Origin of the sequence: Saccharopolyspora antibiotica (assembly GCF_047200635.1) — a bacterium.
Lineage (GTDB): Bacteria > Actinomycetota > Actinomycetes > Mycobacteriales > Pseudonocardiaceae > Saccharopolyspora_C.
Genome location: NZ_JBJZOI010000005.1, coordinates 156,433 through 177,593, shown reverse-complemented (window position 1 = coordinate 177,593; position 21,161 = coordinate 156,433). Strand labels below are relative to the sequence as shown.

General features: G+C 72.0%; 22 protein-coding genes. 12 read left to right on the top strand and 10 right to left on the bottom strand.

All coding sequences use genetic code 11. The features are described 5' to 3' along the window. Positions 1-45: 45 nt before the first annotated feature. Both ACL03H_RS05325 and ACL03H_RS05320 read right to left on the bottom strand, forming a co-directional pair. The gene (locus ACL03H_RS05325) at positions 46-480 is read right to left on the bottom strand and encodes a MarR family winged helix-turn-helix transcriptional regulator (RefSeq protein WP_412809946.1); all 435 of its coding nucleotides are present in this window, start codon (positions 478-480) and stop codon (positions 46-48) included. Between the two features lie 125 nt (positions 481-605). Then, positions 606-2,090, bottom strand: coding sequence for an NCS2 family permease (locus ACL03H_RS05320; protein WP_412809945.1), 1,485 nt, complete (start codon positions 2,088-2,090; stop codon positions 606-608). A gap of 157 nt (positions 2,091-2,247) precedes the next feature. Between ACL03H_RS05320 and ACL03H_RS05315 the strand changes: the two genes are divergently transcribed. From ACL03H_RS05315 to ACL03H_RS05295, 5 genes are all read left to right on the top strand, one after another. Further along, a complete protein-coding gene (locus tag ACL03H_RS05315; RefSeq protein ID WP_412809944.1) occupies positions 2,248-2,553 on the top strand; it encodes a DUF2530 domain-containing protein in 306 nt (101 codons plus the stop codon). An 82-nt stretch (positions 2,554-2,635) separates the two neighbouring features. After that, positions 2,636-3,427: an ESX secretion-associated protein EspG gene (locus tag ACL03H_RS05310; protein ID WP_412809943.1), complete on the top strand. Its 792-nt coding sequence runs from the start codon at positions 2,636-2,638 to the stop codon at positions 3,425-3,427. A 150-nt stretch (positions 3,428-3,577) separates the two neighbouring features. Continuing rightward, positions 3,578-3,931, top strand: a complete 354-nt coding sequence (locus tag ACL03H_RS05305) for a hypothetical protein (RefSeq protein WP_412809942.1) — start codon at positions 3,578-3,580, stop codon at positions 3,929-3,931. Positions 3,932-3,941: 10 nt separating this feature from the next. Next, positions 3,942-4,511: a DUF3558 domain-containing protein gene (locus tag ACL03H_RS05300; protein WP_412809941.1), complete on the top strand. Its 570-nt coding sequence runs from the start codon at positions 3,942-3,944 to the stop codon at positions 4,509-4,511. 37 nt (positions 4,512-4,548) lie between these two features. Next, the gene (locus ACL03H_RS05295) at positions 4,549-5,805 is read left to right on the top strand and encodes a PPE domain-containing protein (protein WP_412809940.1); all 1,257 of its coding nucleotides are present in this window, start codon (positions 4,549-4,551) and stop codon (positions 5,803-5,805) included. Positions 5,806-5,866: 61 nt separating this feature from the next. Here the strand turns inward: ACL03H_RS05295 and ACL03H_RS05290 are convergent, their stop codons facing one another. The 3 genes from ACL03H_RS05290 to ACL03H_RS05280 form a co-directional block, all read right to left on the bottom strand. Further along, positions 5,867-7,030: a hypothetical protein gene (locus ACL03H_RS05290; protein ID WP_412809939.1), complete on the bottom strand. Its 1,164-nt coding sequence runs from the start codon at positions 7,028-7,030 to the stop codon at positions 5,867-5,869. A 266-nt stretch (positions 7,031-7,296) separates the two neighbouring features. Beyond that, a complete protein-coding gene (locus ACL03H_RS05285; RefSeq protein ID WP_412809938.1) occupies positions 7,297-7,521 on the bottom strand; it encodes a hypothetical protein in 225 nt (74 codons plus the stop codon). A gap of 114 nt (positions 7,522-7,635) precedes the next feature. Continuing rightward, a complete protein-coding gene (locus ACL03H_RS05280; RefSeq protein WP_412809937.1) occupies positions 7,636-7,860 on the bottom strand; it encodes a zinc finger protein in 225 nt (74 codons plus the stop codon). Positions 7,861-7,975: 115 nt separating this feature from the next. Here ACL03H_RS05280 and ACL03H_RS05275 point away from each other — a divergent pair, with 115 nt between their 5' ends. Together ACL03H_RS05275 and ACL03H_RS05270 are read left to right on the top strand one after the other, a co-directional pair. Beyond that, a complete protein-coding gene (locus tag ACL03H_RS05275; protein ID WP_412809936.1) occupies positions 7,976-8,821 on the top strand; it encodes a helix-turn-helix domain-containing protein in 846 nt (281 codons plus the stop codon). 14 nt (positions 8,822-8,835) lie between these two features. Continuing rightward, entirely contained in the window at positions 8,836-9,003 is a 168-nt protein-coding gene (locus tag ACL03H_RS05270) for a DUF397 domain-containing protein (protein WP_412810016.1), read from the top strand. A gap of 24 nt (positions 9,004-9,027) precedes the next feature. On the opposite strand, the gene ACL03H_RS05265 is transcribed toward ACL03H_RS05270, so the two are convergent. Beyond that, on the bottom strand, positions 9,028-12,006 hold the full coding sequence (locus ACL03H_RS05265; RefSeq protein WP_412809935.1) for a sacsin N-terminal ATP-binding-like domain-containing protein: 2,979 nt from the start codon (positions 12,004-12,006) through the stop codon (positions 9,028-9,030). Continuing rightward, a complete protein-coding gene (locus ACL03H_RS05260) occupies positions 12,003-12,869 on the bottom strand; it encodes a DUF3027 domain-containing protein (RefSeq protein ID WP_412809934.1) in 867 nt (288 codons plus the stop codon). The genes ACL03H_RS05265 and ACL03H_RS05260 overlap by 4 nt, the downstream gene beginning before the upstream one ends. Before the next feature lie 264 nt (positions 12,870-13,133). On the opposite strand from ACL03H_RS05260, the gene ACL03H_RS05255 reads away from it, so the two are divergent. From ACL03H_RS05255 to ACL03H_RS05245, 3 genes are all read left to right on the top strand, one after another. Beyond that, positions 13,134-13,808, top strand: coding sequence for a glutaminyl-peptide cyclotransferase (locus ACL03H_RS05255; RefSeq protein WP_412809933.1), 675 nt, complete (start codon positions 13,134-13,136; stop codon positions 13,806-13,808). Positions 13,809-13,944: 136 nt separating this feature from the next. Next, positions 13,945-15,552: an MFS transporter gene (locus ACL03H_RS05250; protein WP_412809932.1), complete on the top strand. Its 1,608-nt coding sequence runs from the start codon at positions 13,945-13,947 to the stop codon at positions 15,550-15,552. A 9-nt stretch (positions 15,553-15,561) separates the two neighbouring features. Next, on the top strand, positions 15,562-16,041 hold the full coding sequence (locus ACL03H_RS05245; RefSeq protein WP_412809931.1) for a DUF2771 family protein: 480 nt from the start codon (positions 15,562-15,564) through the stop codon (positions 16,039-16,041). Positions 16,042-16,368: 327 nt separating this feature from the next. Here the strand turns inward: ACL03H_RS05245 and ACL03H_RS05240 are convergent, their stop codons facing one another. Further along, a complete protein-coding gene (locus ACL03H_RS05240) occupies positions 16,369-16,761 on the bottom strand; it encodes a cold-shock protein (RefSeq protein WP_412809930.1) in 393 nt (130 codons plus the stop codon). 349 nt (positions 16,762-17,110) lie between these two features. Between ACL03H_RS05240 and ACL03H_RS05235 the strand changes: the two genes are divergently transcribed. After that, complete coding sequence (locus tag ACL03H_RS05235; protein WP_412809929.1) at positions 17,111-17,317, top strand: hypothetical protein; 207 nt, start codon at positions 17,111-17,113, stop codon at positions 17,315-17,317. Here the strand turns inward: ACL03H_RS05235 and ACL03H_RS05230 are convergent, their stop codons facing one another. Further along, on the bottom strand, positions 17,318-17,920 hold the full coding sequence (locus ACL03H_RS05230; protein WP_412809928.1) for an HAD family hydrolase: 603 nt from the start codon (positions 17,918-17,920) through the stop codon (positions 17,318-17,320). It lies immediately after the preceding gene. A gap of 137 nt (positions 17,921-18,057) precedes the next feature. On the opposite strand from ACL03H_RS05230, the gene ACL03H_RS05225 reads away from it, so the two are divergent. Further along, positions 18,058-19,017, top strand: coding sequence for a R2-like ligand-binding oxidase (locus tag ACL03H_RS05225; protein ID WP_412809927.1), 960 nt, complete (start codon positions 18,058-18,060; stop codon positions 19,015-19,017). 340 nt (positions 19,018-19,357) lie between these two features. Here the strand turns inward: ACL03H_RS05225 and ACL03H_RS05220 are convergent, their stop codons facing one another. After that, positions 19,358-20,995 (bottom strand): AMP-binding protein, encoded by a 1,638-nt coding sequence (locus tag ACL03H_RS05220; RefSeq protein WP_412809926.1) that lies wholly within the window; start codon positions 20,993-20,995, stop codon positions 19,358-19,360. Positions 20,996-21,161: the final 166 nt, after the last annotated feature.

Below are 21,161 nucleotides of genomic sequence, written 5' to 3'. Positions count from 1 at the left end.
GGGTGCAGCGATTCTCCTGACGCCGCCGACGTGCTCAGCTCCCTCCTAGCGCTCCGAGATCCGTTCCATGATCTCGGCGGCGCGGCTCAGCGCCGCGCGCTCCTCCTGGGTGAGTTCGGCCAGCTGGACGTCCAGCCAGCGCTCCCGGGCGGAGATCTCCTCCTCGACGCGGGCCCGGCCCGCGTCGGTGAGGTCGACGACCGCCTGCCGCCCGTCGGTGGGGTGCGGAGTGCGCACCACCAGGCCGAGGCCTTCCAGGGCGGCGATGACCCGGGTCATCGAGGGCGGCTGCACGCCTTCCTTCGCGGCGAGCCCGCCCGGTGTCATGGGTCCCACCTTGTGCAGGCAGGACAGCGCGGACAGCTGGGAGAGCGTGACGACGGAGTCGGTGCTCTGCGCCCGCAACCTGCGGTTGAGCCGGACGGAGGCCATCCGCAGCCGACTGGCCAACGTGCGCTCACGGTCAGCGATCTCGGACACGTCGTTAGTCTACCAAACTATTTGACGACAAAGCGGACATTCACGCCGTGGTCGGGCGCGATGCGCGGAGCTTAGGCGACCGGAGGTGCCTTGATCGTCCCAGGTGGGGGGATGTGTCCTGATCGTCATCCCGCGAACAGCGCGGAGACCGGATCGGCGACGAAGTAGAGCACGAACGCCGCCGAGACCACCCACATCAGCGGGTGCACCTTCCGGACCTGCCCGGTCGCGGCCTTCATCACGACGTAGGCGATGAAGCCGACCCCGATGCCGTTGGCGATCGAGTAGGTGAACGGCATGACGACGATCGTGAGGAACGCGGGCAGCGCCACGGTGAAGTCGGACAGGTCGATGTCCCTGATCTGCGCGAGCATCATCGCGCCGACCACGACCAGCGCCGGGGCCGCGGCCTCCACCGGGATCACGCTGTAGAGCGGGGTGAGGAACATGGCCGCGAGGAACAGCAGCCCCGTGACCACGTTGGCCAGCCCGGTGCGGGCGCCCTCGGCGATGCCGGAGGCGGACTCGACGAACACCGTGTTGGAGCTCGCGGACCCCAGCCCGCCGGCCACAGCGCCGACGCCCTCCACGGCGAGCGCCTTGCCGATGCCCGGCAGGTTGCCCTCGCGGTCGGCCAGCCCGGCTTCCTTGCCGAGCCCCGTCATGGTGCCCATCGCGTCGAAGAAGTTCGCCAGCACCAGCGTGAACACCAGCATCGCGGCGGCCAGCGCGGGCAGCCGCGTCCACGCGCCGAAGGAGATCTCCCCGACCAGCGACAGGTCCGGCAGCCCGAAGATCTGCGAGGGCGGGGCCGGGTAGCCGAGGTTCCAGCCGCGCGGATCGGTGCCCTCGGACGGGCCCGCGTGCACCAGGGCCTCCACGATGATCGCGACGACCGTGTTCGCGGCGATGGCGATGAGGATCCCGCCCCGCACCTTCCGCGCCACGAGGACCGCGGTGAGCACCAGGCCGAACGCGAACACGGCCGTCGGCCAGGACGCGATGGAGCCGTCGATGCCCAGCCCCACCGGCACCGTGGTGTTCGCCGCGTCCGGCAACCTGCGCACGAACCCGGCGTCGACCAGGCCGACGAAGCTGATGAACAGGCCGATGCCCACGGCGATCGCCGCCTTCAGCGCGGGCGGCACGGCGTTGAACACGGCCGTGCGGAACCCGGTGGCGACCAGGATCAGGATGATGATCCCGTCGACGACCACGAGCCCCATCGCCTCGGCCCAGCTCACCTGCTGGGCGATGGTGACGGCCAGCAGCGTGTTGATGCCGAGCCCGGCGGCGATGGCGAACGGGTAGTTCGCGACGAGCCCGAACAGCAGGGTCATGACGCCCGCCACGAGCGCGGTGCTCGCCGCGACCTGGGGCACCGTGAGGATCTCGCCCAGCACGTCCCGCTTCGCGGTCGGCGAATCGGCGGAGAAGCTGCCGAGGATCAGCGGGTTGAGCACGATGATGTAGGCGACGGTGACGAAGGTGACCAGGCCGCCGCGCAGTTCCCGGCTCAGCGTGGACCCGCGCTCGGAGATCTTGAAGAAGCGGTCCAGTGCGCCGCCCGGCCGGACGGCGGAGCTTCCGGTGTCGTCGCCTGTGCTCATCCGTGGATCTTCGGGAGCGCGGTTCGATCCCGCAACCGGCCGGGCGCCCTCGTCACCGGAACGTTCCCCGGCGTTGCCCCCGGTGCTCGGCTCCTCCGGATTGCTGTCCGCCATCACTACCTCACCTGCCGACGACTACCCGGGTAGCCTGCCGGACGTGGCCGACGACAGCGCACGCACCCCCTCCTCACCAGCGACGACGCCCTCCGGGGCGGCACGCACCGTGCCCGCGCTGCCGCGGAGGCTGGCCCAGCCGACCCCGGTGCTGCTGGCGGGGACGGGATTGTGGCTGGCCGGGGTGGTGCTGTTCGCGGTCACCGCGCCCGGGAGCGTGGAGTTCTGGACGAGCGTCGCGGGCCTGCTGCTCGGGCTCACCGGCTACGGGGTCTTCCGCTGGCAGCGCTCGGCGTCGCGGCGCGGCTCGCGAGGCGCGTGGAAGGGCCTGTCCGGCCTCGACGGGTAGGTGTTGCGGGAAAGCTCCCTGGTGGCTCTGGTGCGTTCGCTAGTCTGCTGCTCGCGAAGTACCGACAACTGGGGAGTTGCGCGTGGCGTCCAAGCTCGATGTCGATCGCCTCGAATTCTTGGTCCTCACCGGACACGCAGGCTTGAAGCGGTTACCGCCGGTCCTGCAGTACAGCCGCTACGGCACGCCGGTGCGGAACGTCAGGGCCGAGCTGGACGCGGCGGCCGATCGCTGCCGCGGTCGCGGTCTCGTCGATCGGGCCGACCGCGTCAGCGACGAGGTGTGGGATCTCGTCGGCGCCTACGGCTCCCCTGCTGTCGAGTACGACCTGCGCTTCTCCGCGCAGAAGGGCACCGAGTTGCGCGCGGTCGTGTCCCAGGCGGGGAAGGTCGCGGTCCGCAGCGTGATGCACGGTGATCGCCTCGTCCTGGAGCGCGTCCGCTCGGAGGACGCCGTCCCCGCCCTGGTCTCGGTGCTGCCCGAGCATCCCCCGGTGAAGATGAAGCCGGTCAACATCGACCTGGGCGAGATGCGCGCGGTGATGGCCGAGGTGGAGAAGAAGGGCATCACCGACCCGCGCGCCGTGGAGCACGGCCTGCGCAGCAGGGGCGTGGAGGTGGCGGGCTTCCGCAAGGCCACCGACCTGCTCGACGGCACCAAGCTCGGCGCGGGACAGATCGGCGTCACGGTGTGGAACCAGCAGCGCAAGGAGTTCCGCGGTGACCACACCGTGCAGGTCGTCGACGTCGAGGGCGGCCGCGTCTCCATCTACAACTCCGGCACCCAGCGCATGATCGCCGGGGCCGACGTCGGCACCTTCCGCCGCGTCCTCGGCGACCTCGCGGGCGCCGCGCAGCGCAGGTCCGCCTGGTGACTTCCCGCTGCTGGGCCGATCGCGTGATCCGGCCCGCCCAGCGGGAACGAACGGCGGCCGGACGCCGTCGTATCGGTGCACCGCACGCCCGTGATCTGGCAAGCTACTGCCCGATCACGGATCTACGTGACACTAGGGGGTAAGACCAGCATGGCCACCATCAACACCACCGTGAACAACGGCGGCGTGACGTCGGGGGCGTCGTTCTCCGTCGACACGGACGCCATCCCGGGCATGATCGCGAAGTACGAGGACGCGCTGGGAGAGCTCGGCTCCATCCTCCGCACGGTCTCCGCCTCCGGCTTCTTGAAGCCTCCTGGAGACGACGAGGTCAGCGAAAGCGCGGCTCAGGCGATCAAATCGCTCATGGGTAACTCCAACGGCGGGATTACCCACGTCGTCAACGGCGCCATCGATCACATTCAGTCTCAGATCGATCAGCTCAAGGCGGCCCAGCAGGACTACCGGTCCGCCGACGACGCAGCCACCCCGAACCAGGCGTAAGGACATTTCCGTGCTTCGACGCACCAGCGCGCTCACCGCATCCCTCCTCGTGCTCACCGCGATCTCCTCGTGCGCAGTAGGCGGTGGAGGAGAGCAGACGCCTCCGCAGGCCTCGCCGAGCACGGAGAACGTCGACCCCGCCTTGGCGGTGAAAAACCCCAAGAATCTCAAAAGCGTGACCGACGCCTGCCAGTTGCTCACGCCCGAACAGCGCACGGCGCTCCAGGTGGAAGGCGCTCCGACTCAGAGGCAGAGCGAGTTCAACGAGCCTGCCTGCGAATTCAGCAGCAGCGCGTTCGACACCTCTCTCGACGTCAACACCAACGCTGGAGGCATGACTGCTGCTCACGAGCGTCGGGACAACTTCGACAACTTCGAGGCGACCGAAGTCGCGGGTTATCCGGCAGTGAAGGTCAACTTCTCCGAAAACCTGTGCAACCTGGCGGTCGGGGTCTCGGATACTCAGAGCCTGCACGTCTACTACCTGGTGATCTCCGGCGGCACTCCTGAGATGGAGGATGCCTGCGGTTACGCGAGCAAGATCGCCGCCGAGGCCGTGAAGAACATCCCGGCAGCCTGAGCCCGACTCGGCTCTCACACTCAGGAGAGGAACCGCAATGGTGATTCCCGTGGTCCCCGTCGTGATCGGCACCGCGCTGGTCACGCCGATCGACGGCGGCAACGTCGACGAGATCATGCAAGAGGTGGGGTTCGACCACCCCTTGAAGTACAAGCAGATCCACGAGGGCGCCGGCCCGGAGCAGATGTCGAAGGCTTCTGACGACCTGAAGGGCGCGATCAGCACCCGTTTCGGGAACGCCCTGGAGCTGCTCGAAACGGCGAACCGCGACGCGAACGTGGCGTGGGAGGGCAAGGCCGCCGAGCAGTTCGGCAACTCGACGAAGCCGATGACGAGCTTCCTGACCAACGCCCAGGCGACGTCGCAGAGCGCGGGCGAGTCGATCGACCGGCAGGTCGACGGCTTCCTCACGGTCCGGAACTCGATGCCGGAGCCCAAGCCGGTTGACGCGACGGACAGCCTGCTGGAGAAGGGTGGCGCCTGGCTCGTCGGTGGCGAGACCGACCTGCAGAAGCAGGAGCGGGAGGCCACTGAGGCAGCGCGGGCGGCGAAGCAGACCTACGACACCTACGACAACACCATCCGCCCCGAGGTGCAGAACCCGCCGCGGTTCGATCCGCCGCCGACGCAGAACGGTGACGGTGGCCAGGGTTCCTTCGGCCGCAACGGGTCGATCAACGCGCCGATGGGCGTCGGAGCGGGCGGCAATCCGGGTTCGATCGGCGGTGGCACCGGCGGGATCGGCGGCGTGGGCAGCGGTTCCGGGTTCGGTCCTGGTGGCTCGAACGTCCCGGACACCCCGTCCGGCAGCGGTTCGGCCTGGTCTCCCGGTTCCGGTTCGCCGATGCCCTCGTTCAACCCGGGCGGCGCCGGAGCTGGTGGCGCCGGTGCGGGCGCGGGTGCCGGTGGGGCCGGGCTCGGCATGATGCCGGGCGTGGGCGCCGGCGGTTCCGCGGGTGGCGCCGGTGGCCGCGCTGGTGGTGCTGGTGGTCGCGCGGGCCTCGGCGGTGCCGGTGCGGGCGCGGGTGCCGCGAACAAGCCCGGCGCTGGCGGCCGCGCGGGCGTCGGGACTCCGGGTTCCGGGGCCGCGGGCGGTGCCGGGGCCGGTGGCGCGAAGGGCGCCGGGGTCGGTGGTCGCGGAGGCATGGGCGCGATGGGTGGCGCCGGTGCCGGTGCGGGCCGCAAGGGCCAGGCCGGGGACGAGGACCAGGAGCACGAGAGCTGGCTGGAGGAGCAGGACGACGTGTGGCTGAACGACATGCCGCGCACCGCTCCCCCGGTCTTCGGGGAGTGACCCGGCTCCGACTGAGCTGACATCGGCCGCGCACCGGATTCCGGTGCGCGGCCGGTTCGCGTCAGGGCAGGTTGCGGATGATCTCCTGCGCGGCGGGTTCCAGCAGCCGTGCGACCTGCTGCGGGTCCTGCGGCGCGTGGGTCGGGCTCAGGGTGACGGTCGTCTTGCCGGCCTGGAACTCCAGCCGCCAGTCCCCGATGAGGTCGGTGAGGCAGGTTTCCCCGTCTCCGATCCGCACGTCCGAGGGCACGGGCTCCTTCCCGAAGGTGGCGCGGCCGCAGATGGTCGCCAGGTGCTCGCGCCCGGCTTCCGGGGCGTCCCAGTGCATGAACGAGGCCCTGATGCCGTCCGGGCTCGGACCGTAGATGTCTTTCTCGGCGGCGATCGAACGGGAGCAGCCGGTGTCCACCCGGTACCCACCTGTTCCGGCCATGCTCAACTCGCCCGGCAGGTAGGTGTCCCGCACCCAACCGCTCGCTTCTCCGGGGAAGGACGCCTCCAGCGCGGCCGGGTTCAGCAGGTCGCAGGGGTGCGGGGTGTCCGCGTACGGCCCGGTGTAGGCGATCTCCAGCGCGCTCGGCCCGGCCGCGAGCCCGTCCACGAGGCGCGTGCTCAGGTCTCGCACGACCTGCTCGGCGGGGCGCCCGCCGTACTCCGGATCGGTCAGGGTGATCACCGCGTGGACGGCGGCCTCGGGGCGGACGGCGGTCATCAGCCACCCGCCTTCCTGGTCGGAATCACGCCAGTAGCCGACCTGGACTCCCCGGTCCGTGCGGATCTCGGCCGGGACGTCCGCGTCGGCCGCGCGGCCGGCGATCCACTCCAGCTCGGATCGCGGGGAGCGCGGCTGCTGGTAGAGCTTCAGCGAGACGTTGTCGGCCCCTCGGGTCGCGGACTGGACGAGGTAATCGCACCCGCTCATCTCGTTCCCGGTGAACGCCTGGTCCGGGGCCACGTCCTCCTTGGTGTAGGAGTGCTCCAGGTTCCGGTTCGGTGAGATCTCCAGCCCGGTCTGCTCCAGGGCGTCCGGGGGCAGGACCGCGCAGGCGTCGTAGGCGGCCGCGTCGCCGTAGCGCACCGCCGGGCCGCCGGGGGTCATCTGGAGGAACCGCTCCGCCCCGCGCTCGTCCTGGGCACCGCTCGTCCCGCCCTCGTTGCCGAGGACGAACATCCCGACGCCGAGCAGCAGCACCACGACGGCGGCGACCGCGAGGGAGAGGACCACCGGCTTCTTGCTGGAACGGCGTGGCTCCCGCGCGAGGGGCAGGGGTGCCTGCCAGTGCGGGGGCGGCTGCCAGTGCGGGGGCGGTTGGACGGGCGGCCGGGACTGGTGGGGCGGGTGTCCGTGCGGTGGGCGGGGCGGTGTCATCTCGTCGTCCGGATCTCGGGGGTGGGGTCAGCGATCAGCTCAGCACGCGGCGGGGCGCTGCCGGGCGGGAATGCCGGAATTGGTGGTCAAGGCAGCGCACCGGCAGCTCACCCGTTTGGCTATTAACAACCAGTCGTTCCGGGGAAGGTAACGATGCTGTGCTCGCCGGTCCGGGCGACGGTGGCGCACACCGAGCAGGTCGGGCGGTCGTCGCGCGGAACGAGTTCGTCCCGGTCGGCGAGGACCCCGCAGCATCCCGCGATCTCGTCGGCGTCGACGGCCGGGATCAGGTGGTTCTGGTACCCGAAGGCCGCCCAGCAGCGGGCGGGCGTGTCGTGCGGGGCCATGCCGATCTCCTCTGCGGTGGGAGGGTGACCGGGCGGAGTCGGGGAGGGGGCCGCCCGGCCACCCGGCGAACCGGTCGCGGGTCGGGGATCACCGCGACCGGTCCGGGTCTCGGATCAGCGCGTGCGCTTCGCGAGCACGCGCCAGCAGTCCATGCAGGTCGCCTTGCCGATCCAGGCCAGCTCGTCGGCGACGCGCTGCAACTCGTCGCTGGAGACCGGGATCCCGCACAGCGCCCGCACCAGCTCCCCCGGTTCGGACGAGCGCGCGGCCAGGTCGAAGGCGTGCCGACCGCTGCTCACCGGCTGCCACCGCCCCACCTTCGCCCCATCGGCCAACATGCTCGCCCCTCCCTCTTAGCACTTGATCCAATACGGAACGTTACTAGGATTCCTAGTGGAGATACCAGCGAGTCCCAGGATCTTCGCTGAATGGGGGGAAGGCAGACTGGCACCCATGGCCAAAGATCCTGGTCCGCTCGTTCAACGGCTCGTGCTCGGCGCGGAGCTGAGAGACCTGCGCGAAGCAGCCGGATTGACGTCCGACGACGTGGCGAGCCACCTCGGTTGGTACCGCAGCAAGGTGAGCAAGATCGAGACCGGTGAGGGGAAGCTGTCCGACAAGGACATCGAAGTCCTGCTGACGCTGTACGGCGCTCACGAACGAGCAGGGGACAAGGTGCACCGCCTGGCAGTTGAGGCCAGGCGCAAGCTTCCGGCCGCTCGGGTGACCGACTGGGCGAAGAAGTACGTGAGCCTGGAGGAGAGCGCGTCAGAGATCAAGATGTTCTTCCCGGATGTGATACCGGGACTTCTGCACACCTCGGCCTACGCACATGAATGCCTGAGCGCGTCCGTCATGGTGCCGTCCGTCGAGGTCGACGAGATCGCCTCGGCACGGGAAAGGCGCTCGGGCAAGCTGTTCGACTCAGATCCACCTCAGGTGTGGGCTGTGATGGGCGAGGAAGCAATCCAACGCCGGGTCGGCAACCCGGAGATCCATCGCGGACAACTGGAGCACATCCGCCAGCTCGCTGACCTCGACAACGTCACGATTCAGCTGATCCCCACCTCCATGGGGACGCATCCTGGCATGGGGCTCATGTTCACCTTGCTGCACATCGACGCCGCTGACGCGACCATCGCCTACATCGAGAATCTCACGAGTGCCGACTACTTCTCTGGCTCCCAGCACGTGCGCGCTTATAGCCTGGTTTTCGATCGGCTGCGCGTCGCTGCGCTGAGCGATCGAGAGTCACTGCGCTTGATCGACCGACAGATCCGGGAACTGGGCGAGGAGTAAGCACGGTGTCAGAGATGACTTGGCGGAAGTCCAGCAGGAGCCACGGCGGAGCTCAGAACTGCGTCGAGGTCGGCTCAGCACCGGGTGTCGTCGCCGTCCGGGACACGAAGGACCGCGACGGCGGAACGCTGGTCTTCGGGCCGAGGGCCTGGAACCGCTTCCTCCGCTCGTTGCGGGGCTGACCCGGCCGGTCGCCCTGCCCGCGCTCAGCGGAGCAGGGTGACCGCCTCGGGATCGGCCAGCAGGGCGGCGAGGGCGAATCGGGACTCCCACGCCCCGGCCGCCCAGGCGAGGGCGCGGGCGAGGCCGTCCGGGGTGCGCTCGGCGTGCACCGCTCCCGAACCGTCGACCCACCAGTGCACCCGCTGCTCGCCGCCGCGCGTGCTCACCCGGAGACCGTCGTGCAGCACGACCTCCCCGGACGGGACGGCGATCCCCAGGAGCTCGCAGGTCCCGGCGACGCGGCCGACCTCGGCCCAGCTCTGCGCCCGCCCCTCCGCGAGCACCCGCATGGTGCCCTCCTCCGAGGCCAGCGGGAGGTCCAGCAGCTCGGCCAGGGCCTCCGCGTCGAACTGATCCGGCCCGCCGCCCGCGACGACCAGGGGCGCTTCGAGCACCCCGAGCATCCAGGGCTCGTCCAGCACCACGGCCCGCTCCGCGCTCACCACGGCCCCGGAGATCGACCGCACCGACTCCGGCGGCCCGGCGACCCCGGGCGGGACGACGCCGTCGACCACGGCGTTCGCGAGTTCGCGGTGCGCGCGCAGCGCGGTGCCCGCGCGGACGCCGCGGTCCGGATCTCCCAAGCGGGCCACGAGATCCGCGGCCTCCTCGGGATCGTCGACGCGCAGCTCCCCGCGCACCCCGGCGAGGCGCAGCCGACGCCGGTCGAGGCCGACCTCGGGCACCGGGTCGTAGATGCCCGCGATCTCCTCCGCCTCGGGGAGCCGCCAGAACCTCGGCGGCCTGCCCGCGAGCACGGCGAAGCGGGACAGCCACCAGGCCGGGTGGCTCCGCGGGTCCTCCAGGACGCGCGCGATCTCGGCGGAACCGGTGAGCAGCCGGATCGCCTCCGGCCACGACTCGTCGGCGACCAGGTCCAGGTCGCGGACGGCGACGAAACGAGCGGGCGGCCACGCTCCCCCGGCCAGCCGTTCCTGCTCGTGCCACCACTGGACGCTGTCGGCGAAGCGCTCGTCGGGGTCGATCGGATCTTCCTCGACGTGCAGGGCGAATCCGTCGAGCACGCCGACCGCGCGCAACAGCCGCCGTGGCCAGCGGGCGGCGAACGCTCCGTCCAGCACCCCGAGCGCGCCCTCCGGGCCGACCTCCTCCGGGTCGAGCACGGCCAGCAGCTCGGCGTCCGGCAGCAGCAGCTCGTCGGCGCGGCGGATCTCCCCGTCGCGGTCGGGCATCGCGAGCGCGGCGAGCCAGTCGTGGACGTGCGACTCGCTGACCAGGCCGAGCACCGACTCCGTCAGCGGCAGCACGTCCGCCCCGACCCGCGCCTCGGCGACGCTGCCGCGCACGGCCTCCGCCAGCGGCGGGGCGTCCAGCAGCTCGGCCGGCCCGGCGCGGTGCGCGCCCAGCTGTTCGAGCAGCGGGTGCGCGGCGTCGGGGTGCGCGATGCGCAGGCCGGAGATGTCCAGGGTGGCCAGCACTGCCGCCGGGCCGGTGTCCCCCTCGCCGTCGGCGAGCAGCACGTCCCGGGCACCGGTGACGGTGCGGCCGTCGGCCAGCGGGACCGGCAGCGCGGCGAACTCCTCGCGCGCCCGCAGGTCGGTGCGCTGGATCGGGGCCAGCGCGTCGTAGAACCGGTACCACCAGGCGGCGGGGCGGTCCAGGCCGCCGACCGCCTCGACGATCTCGGCCGCGCCGAGCCGGCGCACTTCCAGGGTGCTCAGCGCGCGACGCTGCCGGGCGTCGGAGAGCTCCGCCGCGAGCAGCCCCGGGACCACGTCCGCCAGCTGCGAGACCAGCTCCGGCGAGTAGTACTCGAGCACCGCGGCCTGGTGCGGGGCGACGACCCCGCCCGCTCCGCCCGGCAGCCAGCCGGTGACGCGCAACCGGTCCAGCACGCCCTGCCGCAGCTTCCCGTCCACATCGGACAGCGGGAAGCCGGGCAGCGGGACCAGCGCGGTGCGGTGCGACGGCGACACCTTCGCGACCAGATCGGGGTAGCTCTTGGCGGCGAACGCCAACACCGAGTCCACCACCGGGGAGGACGTCACCCGTCGGCGGTCCGCCTCCACCGGCAGGCCCGCCAGCAGGCGAGCGGGCAGCGACAACCGCTCCTCGGTGGGAGTCGGGGCGTGCAGGATGTCCTCGGCGAGCGGGATCGGCACGTCGTCGGGGTCCAGCGGCACCGCCCAGCACGCCCACCACTCGACCGGGCCGCGCTGCTCGGAGCCCAAGCCCTCCGCGGCGAACTCGCCCAGCCGGCCGGAGACCCGGTGCAGCAGCCAGCGGTCGCTGCGCTGCGGTCCGTGCACGACCGCGCGCGAGGCACCCTGGTCCTCGCGGCGCCAGGACCGCGAACCCACGTGGATCTCGCGGAGCGCGGGCAGCGCCAGCAGCAGGTCGGAAGCGTGCTCGGCGAAACCGGCCAGCAGCCCATCGCCGTCCACATCGGACCGGACGGGGAGCCGGACCTCGGTGCTGAAGCCCTCCGGCGGCGTTTCCCCGGTGGGCCAGGCCAGCCGCAGCACCGGCACGCCGCCCTCGCGGGACTCGATCTCCTTGGCCGGGCCCGGCAGCGCGGACGCCTCGGACCGGGTGCGCTCGGCGGAGAACTCCACGGCGCCGGTGCTCGACACCACGCGCGGGGCGTCGGTCACCGCGAGCACGGCCGCGAAACCCACGCCGAAGCGGCCGACCGTCCCGCCGTCGCGCTTCGCCGAGGCGCGCAGCGACGCCAGCGCCGCGACACCGTCCGCGGTCAGCGGGGCGCCGGTGTTCGCCAGCCGCAGCTCGCCGTCCTCGAAGCGGATCCGCAGCACGCCGTCCGCCCCGGCGGCGTCGGCGGCGTTCTGCGCCAGCTCCACCAGCAGGCGGTCGCGGTAGCCGCCGAAGCGCAGGTCCTCCTCGGCGTTCGCGTCCTCCCGGAACCTCGTCGGCGAGGCGTCCCAGGACTCCAGCACGGCCCGCCGCAGCTCGGCCGTCCCGAAGACGTCGTGCGCGGTCACCCGCGCGACTCGAAGTCCAGCGTGGTGTCGTCGTAGACGACCTCGGCGATCGGGACCGTCGAGGAGGTGTCCACCTCGGCCTCCGAGTGCGCACCGCACCCGAACTCCACGTGCACCACGCGGCCGTCCGCCGGAGCGATCTCGTTGCCGCACACGCCGAAGGCGGCCTGCATCGAGCCCGCCAGCGGGAGGAAGAAGCCGCAGGTGCCGCAGGCGCCCGGGGCGAGCTTGGCGATGTCGCTGCCGGGACCGAACTCGCCGCCGTGCCAGCGCTCGGCCGCCGCGAGCCTGCCCTCGAAGCTCAGCACCCGCTTGCGGCCCAGGCCGACCTCGTGGGCCAGGTCCTCGGTCGCCTGATCGGCCCCGGAGAGGAAGCCCTCGGCCAGCCTCGGGTCGTCGGGGGTGCTCGGCAGCAGGTCGCCCGCGCCCAGGTCACCCGGCCGCACTCGCTCGTTGTACGGCACCCAGGCGGGCGCGGTGAGCGCACCGTTGCCGGGCAGCAGCACGACCTCGCTGACGGTGACCGGCTCCTCCGGTCCCGCGATGGCGACCGTCACCGCCCAGCGCCAGCCGACGTAACCCGGGTAGTTCGACTCGAAGTAGTGCGTGGCCGCGTCCGGGCCCTCCGCTTCGACGCCGACGTGCGCGCCCACCGGAGCGTCGTCGGAAGCCACCGTGAGCACCGGCGAACCGATCGGCTCGGCGGCGGGGCCGGCCTCGGCCTCCGCCGCGGCGCGGGCCGCCTCGACGGCCGCGGCCAACGTCGGGTCGAGCGCCGGTTCCGGCTGGGTCCCCGTGGACTCGCCGCTCGGCTCCCCAGCAACTCCGAGCGGAGCGTCCGGGTCGGTGGTCGGAGCAGGCATAGGCGTCACGTGCTCGATTGTGCCGTACGCGGTCGGTGCGGTCGCCGCCCGTGTCAGGCTTTCGGGGTGCGAACCGGAGATCTCCCGCGCCGAGCCGTGCTGGCCGGCCACCTGCGCGGAGGTGTGATCGTCGCGAGCCTGCTGGGCGTTCTGGGTTTGACTGCGTGCGCGGCGCACGTACCAGCCCAGGAGAACGGCCAGAGCGAGCGCGAGCACACCGATCAGAGCATTGAGCACGCGCGCAGCGTGCCACACCTTCGAGCGATGGTGACCCGCGTGCTCCCGCACGACCGCTCCTCGTTCACCCAGGGCCTCGAACTGCTCGGCGGGACCCTCTACGAGGGCACCGGCCGGTACGGGGAATCGGTGGTGCGGGCGCTGGACCCGGACACCGGCCGCGTGCTCGGGGAGCGAGACCTCCCCCCGGCGCTCTTCGGCGAGGGCATCACCGTCGTCGGGAACCGTATCTGGCAGATCACGTGGCGGGAAGGGGTCGCGCTGGAACGGGACCGCGACAGCCTGCGCGAGCTGCGCCGGGTGGAGTACGACGGCGAGGGCTGGGGCCTCTGCCACGACGGGGCGCGGCTGGTCATGAGCGACGGCGGCTCCGCGCTCACCTTCCGGGACCCGGCGAGCTTCGCGGTCACCGGCTCGGTTCCGGTGGTGCTGGAGGGCAGGCCGGTGGCCGAGCTCAACGAGCTGGAGTGCGCCGGTGGCCAGGTGTGGGCGAACGTGTGGGGCAGCGAGCGGATCGTGCGGATCGACCCCGGCTCCGGCCAGGTGACGGCCGTCGTCGACGCCTCCGGGCTGCTGCCGCGCTCGGAACGGGCCGGTACCGACGTGCTCAACGGGATCGCGGCGGTGCCCGGGACCGACGAGTTCCTGCTCACCGGGAAGCTCTGGCCGCACGTCTACCGCGTTCGCTTCGTGCCGGAGTGATCCGTCCACAGGACGGGAACACGTTCATCCCCATCCTCGATCGGGTGGGGAAGACCCGTCCCCAGGAGCGGCGGGACAGCCGCGGAGACCCCTCTCGGGGACGCGATCGCGCCGTGCGCTGGGGCAGGATGAGCGCATGGGGCTGCGACGCGAACGGGACGGGCACCCGGGCTGGGGAGCCGGGCGGCGCGGTCGACGCGGCCGGATCCCGCCGGGCCCCGGCGAGCCGGCGGCGACTCCCGGGAGCGCGCCAGCCCCGGACGGCGCTTCGGCGACCGCCCGGGATCCCGGGCCCGGGCAGAGGGCCGATCCGGGCACCGCCCCCGGCGCCGAGCGCCCGGCAGCCGAGGACGCCGCGACCGGCTCCGGTCAGGACTCCCGCCGACGCGGCGGCACCGCTCCCCCGCGCAAGCTCACCGTCACCCGGGTCGCTGCCTGGCGCGGCCGCGAGCTGACCCGGCGCGCGATGGGGCTGTTCCTGTCCGCCGCGCACGCCGACGGCGCCGCCGAATCCGGGCTCGCCCGCTTCACCTACGCGGTGATGCTCAACTACGCCGTGGACGCCGCGATGGCCGTGGCGCTGGCGAACACCCTGTTCTTCTCGGCCGCCACCGGCGAGAGCCGGGACATGGTCGCGCTCTACCTGCTGATCACCGTCGCCCCCTTCGCCGTGATCGCCCCGGTGATCGGCCCCGCCCTGGACCGGCTGCGCCGGGGCAGGCGCGCGGCGCTGGCGGTGTCCTTCGGGCTGCGCGCGCTGCTGGCGATCGTGATGGCGCTGAACTTCGACGGGTGGGCGCTGTACCCGGCGGCGCTGGGCTGCATGGTGCTGTCGAAGTCCTTCGGCGTGCTCAAGGCCGCGATGACGCCCCGCGTGCTGCCCCCGGCGGTCGACCTCACCACCGCCAACTCCCGGCTCACCACGTTCGGCCTCGCCGCGGGCGGCGTGTTCGGCGCGATCGCCTCCGGCTGCGCCTGGCTGCTGGGCTCACCGGGCGCGCTGTGGTTCATGGCCGCGCTCGCGGGGGCCGGGATCTGGCTGTGCCTGCGGGTCTCCTCGCGCGTGGAGAGCTCCGCCGGAGAGGCCCGCGAGGTCGTCGCGGGCGGCGAGCGGCGAACCCGGCTGAGCCCGCACGTGCTGGTCGCGCTGTGGGGCAACGGCGGCATCCGGGTGCTGACCGGCTTCCTCACCCTCTTCGCGGCCTTCGTGATCAAGGAAGGAACCGGGGGCGATCCGGTCCGGCAACTGGTGCTGCTGGGCGCGGTGGGCGGCGCGGCCGGGGTGGGCAGCTTCCTCGGCAACGCGGCCGGCTCGCGGATGCGGTTCGGCGCCCCGGACCGGCTGATCGTGAGCTGCCTCGGCTCGGCCCTCGCGGCCACCGCGGTCGCGGCGCTGCTCGCCGGGGTGCCGCTCGCCGTCGTGGTCGCCCTCGTCGGCGCGACGGCGAGCGCGCTGGCCAAGGTGTGCCTGGACGCCGTGGTGCAGCGGGACGTCGCCGAGCGCTCCCGCGCCTCGGCCTTCGGCCGCTCGGAAACGATCCTTCAGCTGAGCTGGGTGTTCGGCGGGGCGCTCGGGGTGCTGCTGCCGCCGGTGTGGTGGATCGGCTTCGCCACGACCGCCGCGCTGCTGGCCCTCGCGCTCGCCCAGACGCTCCTGGTCCGAGGAGGTGGCGGGCTCTTCTCGCGGCGGGGACGGCGGCGGGCCTCCCCACCGGGCACCGAGCGGGTTCCGGCCGGGTCGTAGGCTCGCGGCGTGCATCGTGGACTGAAGTCGCTGCTGCTCGCGGCTCCGCTGGGTGTCGCCGCAATGGCCGGATGCTCGGCACCGGCGGACCCGCAAGTCACCTTCTACTCGCACGGCGAGGCCGTCGAGGTCGCGCCCGCGCGGTTCTGCGACCCGGGTGGGGAGCAGTGCTCGCCCCCGCCCGCGGACCCGGTCGGCGAGCTGCACGTCCCGGAGCGGTCTCCGCTGCAGATCTCGGTGCCCGGCGAGGTCTCCGCGACCCCGTGGCAGGTCGCCTACATCTACCGGGACGCCGACGGCCGGGAGATCGACGGGCGCACTCCCGTCTTCCGCCCCGACGAGCGGCGCACCTACACCCTCCGCGTGCCCGCCGACGGCACCCGCCTGGAGCACGTCGAGGTCCAGCAGTACTCGGCCGTGCTCACCGCCGACGCCGACGGCGGCGTGGACTTCGGCATCTCCGGCACCTGGGTCCTGGACCCCCGCTGACCAGCCCCCGCAACTCCCCGAAGCCCCACCGCGATTTCTCGAGAAATCGCACCCCACCCCCACCCGGCAACGCGATTTCCCACGAAATGTCGCCTCCACCGGGGCACGGCACGGCGATTTCCCACGAAATGTCGCCCTCCACCGGGGCGCGGTACGGCGATTTCCCACGAAATGTCGCCCTCTACCGGGGCAGGTGGCGACGTCGCGAGCGCGCGATTTCGCGAGAAATCGCGAACCCGGCTGACGCGGGCAGGGCGATTTCTCGCGAAAAGTCGGCTCCGGCCGCCACCAGTGGCTCCGGGTCAGGTCAGGCGGTGTCGGCCGGGGTCAGGCGCCGGGGTCGAGCTCGCGGGCCACGGCCCGGACGACCTCGCCGATGCGCTTGGAGACCTTGCGGTCGGGGTAGCGACCTCGACGCAGGTCGGGCTGCACCTTCAGCTCCAGCAACTTGATCATGTCGTCGACCATGCCGTGCAGCTCGTCGGCGGGACGGCGGCGGGCCTCGACGACCGAGGGCGGCGGGTCGAGCAGCTGCACGCGCAGCGCCTGCGGACCCCGGCGCCCCTGGGCCATGTCGAAGTCGACGCGCTGGCCGGTCTTGAGCGAATCGACGCCCGAGGGCAGCGCGGAGGAGCGCACGTACACGTCCTCCCCACCGTCCTGGGTCACGAAGCCGAAGCCCTTGTCCGCGTCGTACCACTTGACCCTGCCGGTCGGCACTGTCCTCACCGTTCCCTGTCGATGCCCAGCCCGCGCGCCGCGCTCTCAGGGCCCGGACTGGGCGCGAAAACGGAAGCGAGCGGGTCCCTCTAGTCGTCATCGTCGTCCGCACCAGGGCCGCGATCGGCCCCAGCACAACAAAAACGCCCCGGAACGCCACGCTGTCGAGCGCTCCCAGGACGCATCAGTTTAAGAGTACCCGCCCCGAAACGGACACCGCCGACCCTCGCTGCCCCGAACGGACCGAGCACGGCGCGTCCGCCGCTGACCTGCGGCAGAGCGGTGAGCCCGCGCGGTCCTGCCCGGCCGCGGGTCCCCGTCCCGGCAGCGGCGTCCTAGGCTGAGCGGCATGAGCGCAGCGCCCTCCCGCCCCGTCCTGCTCCCGCTGGCGTTGTCCCTGTTCGCCGCAGGCGTCATGGCGGTGCTCGCCGTGTTCGCGCTCTACGCGACGGGCCGCACCGACCTGCCGGTGTGGTTGAACCTGGCGACGCTGCTGGCCCCGCTCGGGTTGGTGGTCGGCGTGGTCGGCTCGGTGCTGCGCACCCGCCGCGACTGATCAGCGCGCGGCGAGCCAGGCGGGGAACTCGGTGAGGTCGCCGAGGACGACGTCCGCACCGGCCGCCAGCAGCTCCTCGGCCGGATAGGGCCCGGTCGCGACTCCGACCGCGGTGGCCCCGGCGGACTTGGCCCCGACGACGTCGCCGAGATGATCACCGACGTAGACGTCCGCGCGCTCGGCGAGCAGCACGTCGCCCTTGGCGGCGGCGAACACGTCCCCGGCGAGCCGGTCGACCTCCCAGCCGAGCTCGGTGAGGTGCAGGGCGGCGTTGTGCTCGAACTTCCCGGTGACCACGAGCGCTCGCCCGCTCCGCTCGCGCACCGCGGCGAGCGCCTCGCCCGCACCGGGCATCGGCCGGGTGATCGGGACGACGAGCTCGGGGTAGAGCTCCCGGAAGCGCGCGACCAGCCGGTGCACCACCAGCTCGTCGAAGCCGTAGGTGCGCAGCACGTCGGGCAGCGGCGGGCCGAGGTTGGCCGCGAAGTGCTCGCCGTCGAGCGGCAGGCCGAACTCCTCGCTGAGCCGCTCGAACACCGCGATCATGCCTGGCCTGGGGTCGATGAGGGTGAGGTCGAGGTCGAATCCGACGGTCGCGGTCACGCCGTGCAGGCTAACCGCCGCGCCGGACCGCTCGTTCGAGCTCACCTCCCCCGCTCGGACCTTGACGCGGAACTACCGAGTATCGAAAATCGGAGAATGTAACGCCACTCACACCCCCGGGCGAGCTGGAGCTGTCCATGACCACCACGCACAGCAGCAAGCACCGCGACGACTTCCACTCCCTGCGCCCCGGCGGTCTCCACTGGGACTCCCTCCCGCTGCGCTTGTTCGCCAAGGGCAACGCGAAGTTCTGGAATCCGGCCGACCTGGACTTCCAGCAGGACGCCCGGGACATGGCCGGGCTGACCGACGACGAGCGGCGCAGCGTCGCCGCGCTCTGCGCCGAGTTCATCGCCGGAGAGGAAGCGGTCACCCAGGACCTGCGCCCCTTCCTCGCCGCGATGGCCGCCGAGGGCCGGTTCGGCGACGAGATGTACCTCACCCAGTTCACCTTCGAGGAGGCCAAGCACACCCAGGCGTTCCGGTTGTGGATGGACGCGGTGGGACTGACCGAGGACCTCACCGAATTCGTCGAGGACAACCCCGGCTACCGGGCGATCTTCTACGAGGCGCTGCCGACGGTGCTGCACGCGCTCGACGCCGACCCGGGCCCGCGCAACCAGATCCGCGCCTCCGTCACCTACAACCACGTCGTCGAGGGCTCGCTGGCGCTGACCGGCTACTACGCCTGGAACAAGATCTGCCGCAGCCGAGGGCTGTTCCCCGGGATGCAGCGGCTCATCGGCCACATCGGGGACGACGAGCGCAGGCACATGGCCTGGGGCACCTTCACGTGCCGTCGCCACGTCGCCGCCGACGAGAAGAACTGGGACCACGTCGACGAGATGATGCAGGAGCTGTTGCCGCACGCGATGGCGCTGATCGAGTGGGTGCCCGCCGATGCCCCCGCGACGCGGCCGTTCCAGCTCGAGACCGAGGAGCTCGCCGCCTACGCCACCGACCGGGCCGCCCGCAGGCTCGGCGCGATCGCCTCCGCGCGCGGGATGCCGCTGGCGCAGATCGACGTGGACGCCTCACCGGAGCGGCTGGAGGACCAGTTCGGCGAGGAGGACGCGGCGGAACTCGCCGAAACCTGACCGGGACGGGGCCCTCCCGGGGACCGGGCGGGACGCCGCCCCGTCCGGCCTCCGCTCCCCACCCCGGCCGAGCACCACCACCCGCGATTTCCCGAGAAGTTCCACCCCACCCCGCCCCACCAAGAGCAATTTCGCGAGAAATCGCGCACCCAGGCCGGCCGGAGCCGGGGGACTTCGCGAGGCCGCGCGGCTGGCGGGCCACCGCGATTTCGCGAGAAATCGCGCACCCGCTCGCCCTGCCAGGACCGATTTCGCGAGAAATCGCGCATCCGGGGCGGCTGGGGCAGGGGATTTCGCGGGAAATCGCGGTGGGCGGGACGGGTGGTCGCCGGGTGGTGAGTCAGCGCTGGTCCAGGAGGGTCTTCGCCTGCTCGCGCATCTCGACCTTGCGGATCTTGCCGGTGACGGTCATCGGGAACTCGTCCACCACGTGCACGTACCGGGGAATCTTGAAGTGCGCGAGCCGCCCCGCGCAGAACTCCCGCAGCGCTTCGGCGGTGAGCTCCGGGGCGCCCTCGCGGAGCCGGATCCAGGCCATCAGCTCTTCGCCGTAGCGCTCGTCCGGAACCCCGATGACCTGGACGTCCAGCACGTCGGGATGGGTGTGCAGGAACTCCTCGACCTCGCGCGGGTACACGTTCTCGCCACCGCGGATGACCATGTCCTTGATCCGCCCGGTGATGCTCACGTACCCGGCCGGGTCCATCACCGCGAGGTCGCCGGTGTGCATCCAGCGGGCGGCGTCGATGACCTCGGCGGTCTTGTCCGGCTGCTCCCAGTAGCCGAGCATCACCGAGTAGCCGCGGGTGCACAGCTCGCCCGGCTCGCCGCGGGACGCGGTGCGGCCGGTGACCGGGTCGACGATCTTGATCTCCAGGTGCGGTCCGACCCGGCCGACGGTGCTGACGCGGCGCTCCAGCGAGTCGTCGGCGCGGGTCTGGGTGGAGACCGGACTCGTTTCGGTCATGCCGTAGCAGATCGCCACCTCGGTCATGCCCATCCGCTCGATGACCTGCTTCATCACCTCGGCAGGGCACGGCGAGCCCGCCATGATGCCGGTGCGAAGCGAGCTCAGGTCGACGTCCTCGAAGTCCGGGTGGTCGAGCTCGGCGATGAACATCGTCGGCACCCCGTAGAGCGAGGTGCAGCGCTCCGCCGCGACCGCCGCCAGCGCGGTGCCCGCGTCGAACCCCTCGGAGGGGATGATCATCGCCGCGCCGTGGCTGGTGCAGGCGAGGTTGCCCATCACCATCCCGAAGCAGTGGTAGAAGGGCGGCACGATGGCGACCCGGTCGAGCTCGGTGTAGCCGCAGAGCTCCCCGACGAAGAAGCCGTTGTTGAGGATGTTGTGGTGCGACAGGGTCGCGCCCTTCGGAAAACCGGTGGTGCCCGAGGTGTACTGGATGTTGATCGGGTCGTCCGGACCGAGCTCCGCCCCCGCCGCCGCGAGTCGTTCCGGATCGGCTGCCCGCCCCCGTTCCAGCAGCGCGTCCCAGCCGGGATCGTCGAGCAGCACGACCTGCTCCAGCGCGGAACGACCCGGGCGAACCTGCTCGATCATCGAGGCGTAGTCGGAGCTCCTGAACCGCGGCGCGGCGATCAGCATCCGCACGCCTGCCTGGTCGAGAACGAACTCCAGCTCGTGCCGGCGGTAGGACGGGTTGATGTTGACCAGCACCGCGCCGATCTTGGCGGTGGCGTACTGGGTGAGCGTCCACTCCGCCCGGTTCGGCGCCCACACCCCGACCCGGTCACCCCGGGTGATGCCGGCGTCGAGCAGCCCGAGCGCGAGGGCGTCCACGTCGGCCACGAATTCCCGGTAGGTCCAGCGCCGGCCGCCGCTGTGCTCGACGAGCGCGTCGCGGTCAGGAACGCGGGTGGCGGTGCGGTCCAGGTTGGCGCCGATGGTGTCGCCGAGCAGCGGGACCGCGGAGGTCCCGGAGTCGTAGCTGGGTTCGCGCGAGCAGACGGTGTCCACAGTGCCCTCCCGACGCCGGTGTGACGAGGCGCACTCATGATTGCCCCCGGTGCCGGTCGAAGTCGAGGGCGAACTCGGGAGAGACGAACGCCCCGGGCCCGGAACCGGGCGCGGGGCGTTCGTGCGCGTGCGAGGACTCCCCTCCCCGAGCGCCCCAGGAGCGTAG

Bases quoted from the DNA above. Each gene is read 5' to 3' on its own strand.
- ACL03H_RS05235 (WP_412809929.1), top strand. From the start codon at position 17,111: ATGAGCGCAGCGCCCTCCCGCCCCGTCCTGCTCCCGCTGGCGTTGTCC.
- ACL03H_RS05250 (WP_412809932.1), top strand. From the start codon at position 13,945: ATGGGGCTGCGACGCGAACGGGACGGGCACCCGGGCTGGGGAGCCGGG.
- ACL03H_RS05255 (WP_412809933.1), top strand. From the start codon at position 13,134: ATGGTGACCCGCGTGCTCCCGCACGACCGCTCCTCGTTCACCCAGGGC.
- ACL03H_RS05280 (WP_412809937.1), bottom strand. From the start codon at position 7,860: ATGTTGGCCGATGGGGCGAAGGTGGGGCGGTGGCAGCCGGTGAGCAGC.
- ACL03H_RS05305 (WP_412809942.1), top strand. From the start codon at position 3,578: ATGGCCACCATCAACACCACCGTGAACAACGGCGGCGTGACGTCGGGG.
- ACL03H_RS05275 (WP_412809936.1), top strand. From the start codon at position 7,976: ATGGCCAAAGATCCTGGTCCGCTCGTTCAACGGCTCGTGCTCGGCGCG.
- ACL03H_RS05225 (WP_412809927.1), top strand. From the start codon at position 18,058: ATGACCACCACGCACAGCAGCAAGCACCGCGACGACTTCCACTCCCTG.
- ACL03H_RS05320 (WP_412809945.1), bottom strand. From the start codon at position 2,090: ATGAGCACAGGCGACGACACCGGAAGCTCCGCCGTCCGGCCGGGCGGC.
- ACL03H_RS05285 (WP_412809938.1), bottom strand. From the start codon at position 7,521: ATGGCCCCGCACGACACGCCCGCCCGCTGCTGGGCGGCCTTCGGGTAC.
- ACL03H_RS05260 (WP_412809934.1), bottom strand. From the start codon at position 12,869: ATGCCTGCTCCGACCACCGACCCGGACGCTCCGCTCGGAGTTGCTGGG.
- ACL03H_RS05295 (WP_412809940.1), top strand. From the start codon at position 4,549: ATGGTGATTCCCGTGGTCCCCGTCGTGATCGGCACCGCGCTGGTCACG.
- ACL03H_RS05270 (WP_412810016.1), top strand. From the start codon at position 8,836: ATGACTTGGCGGAAGTCCAGCAGGAGCCACGGCGGAGCTCAGAACTGC.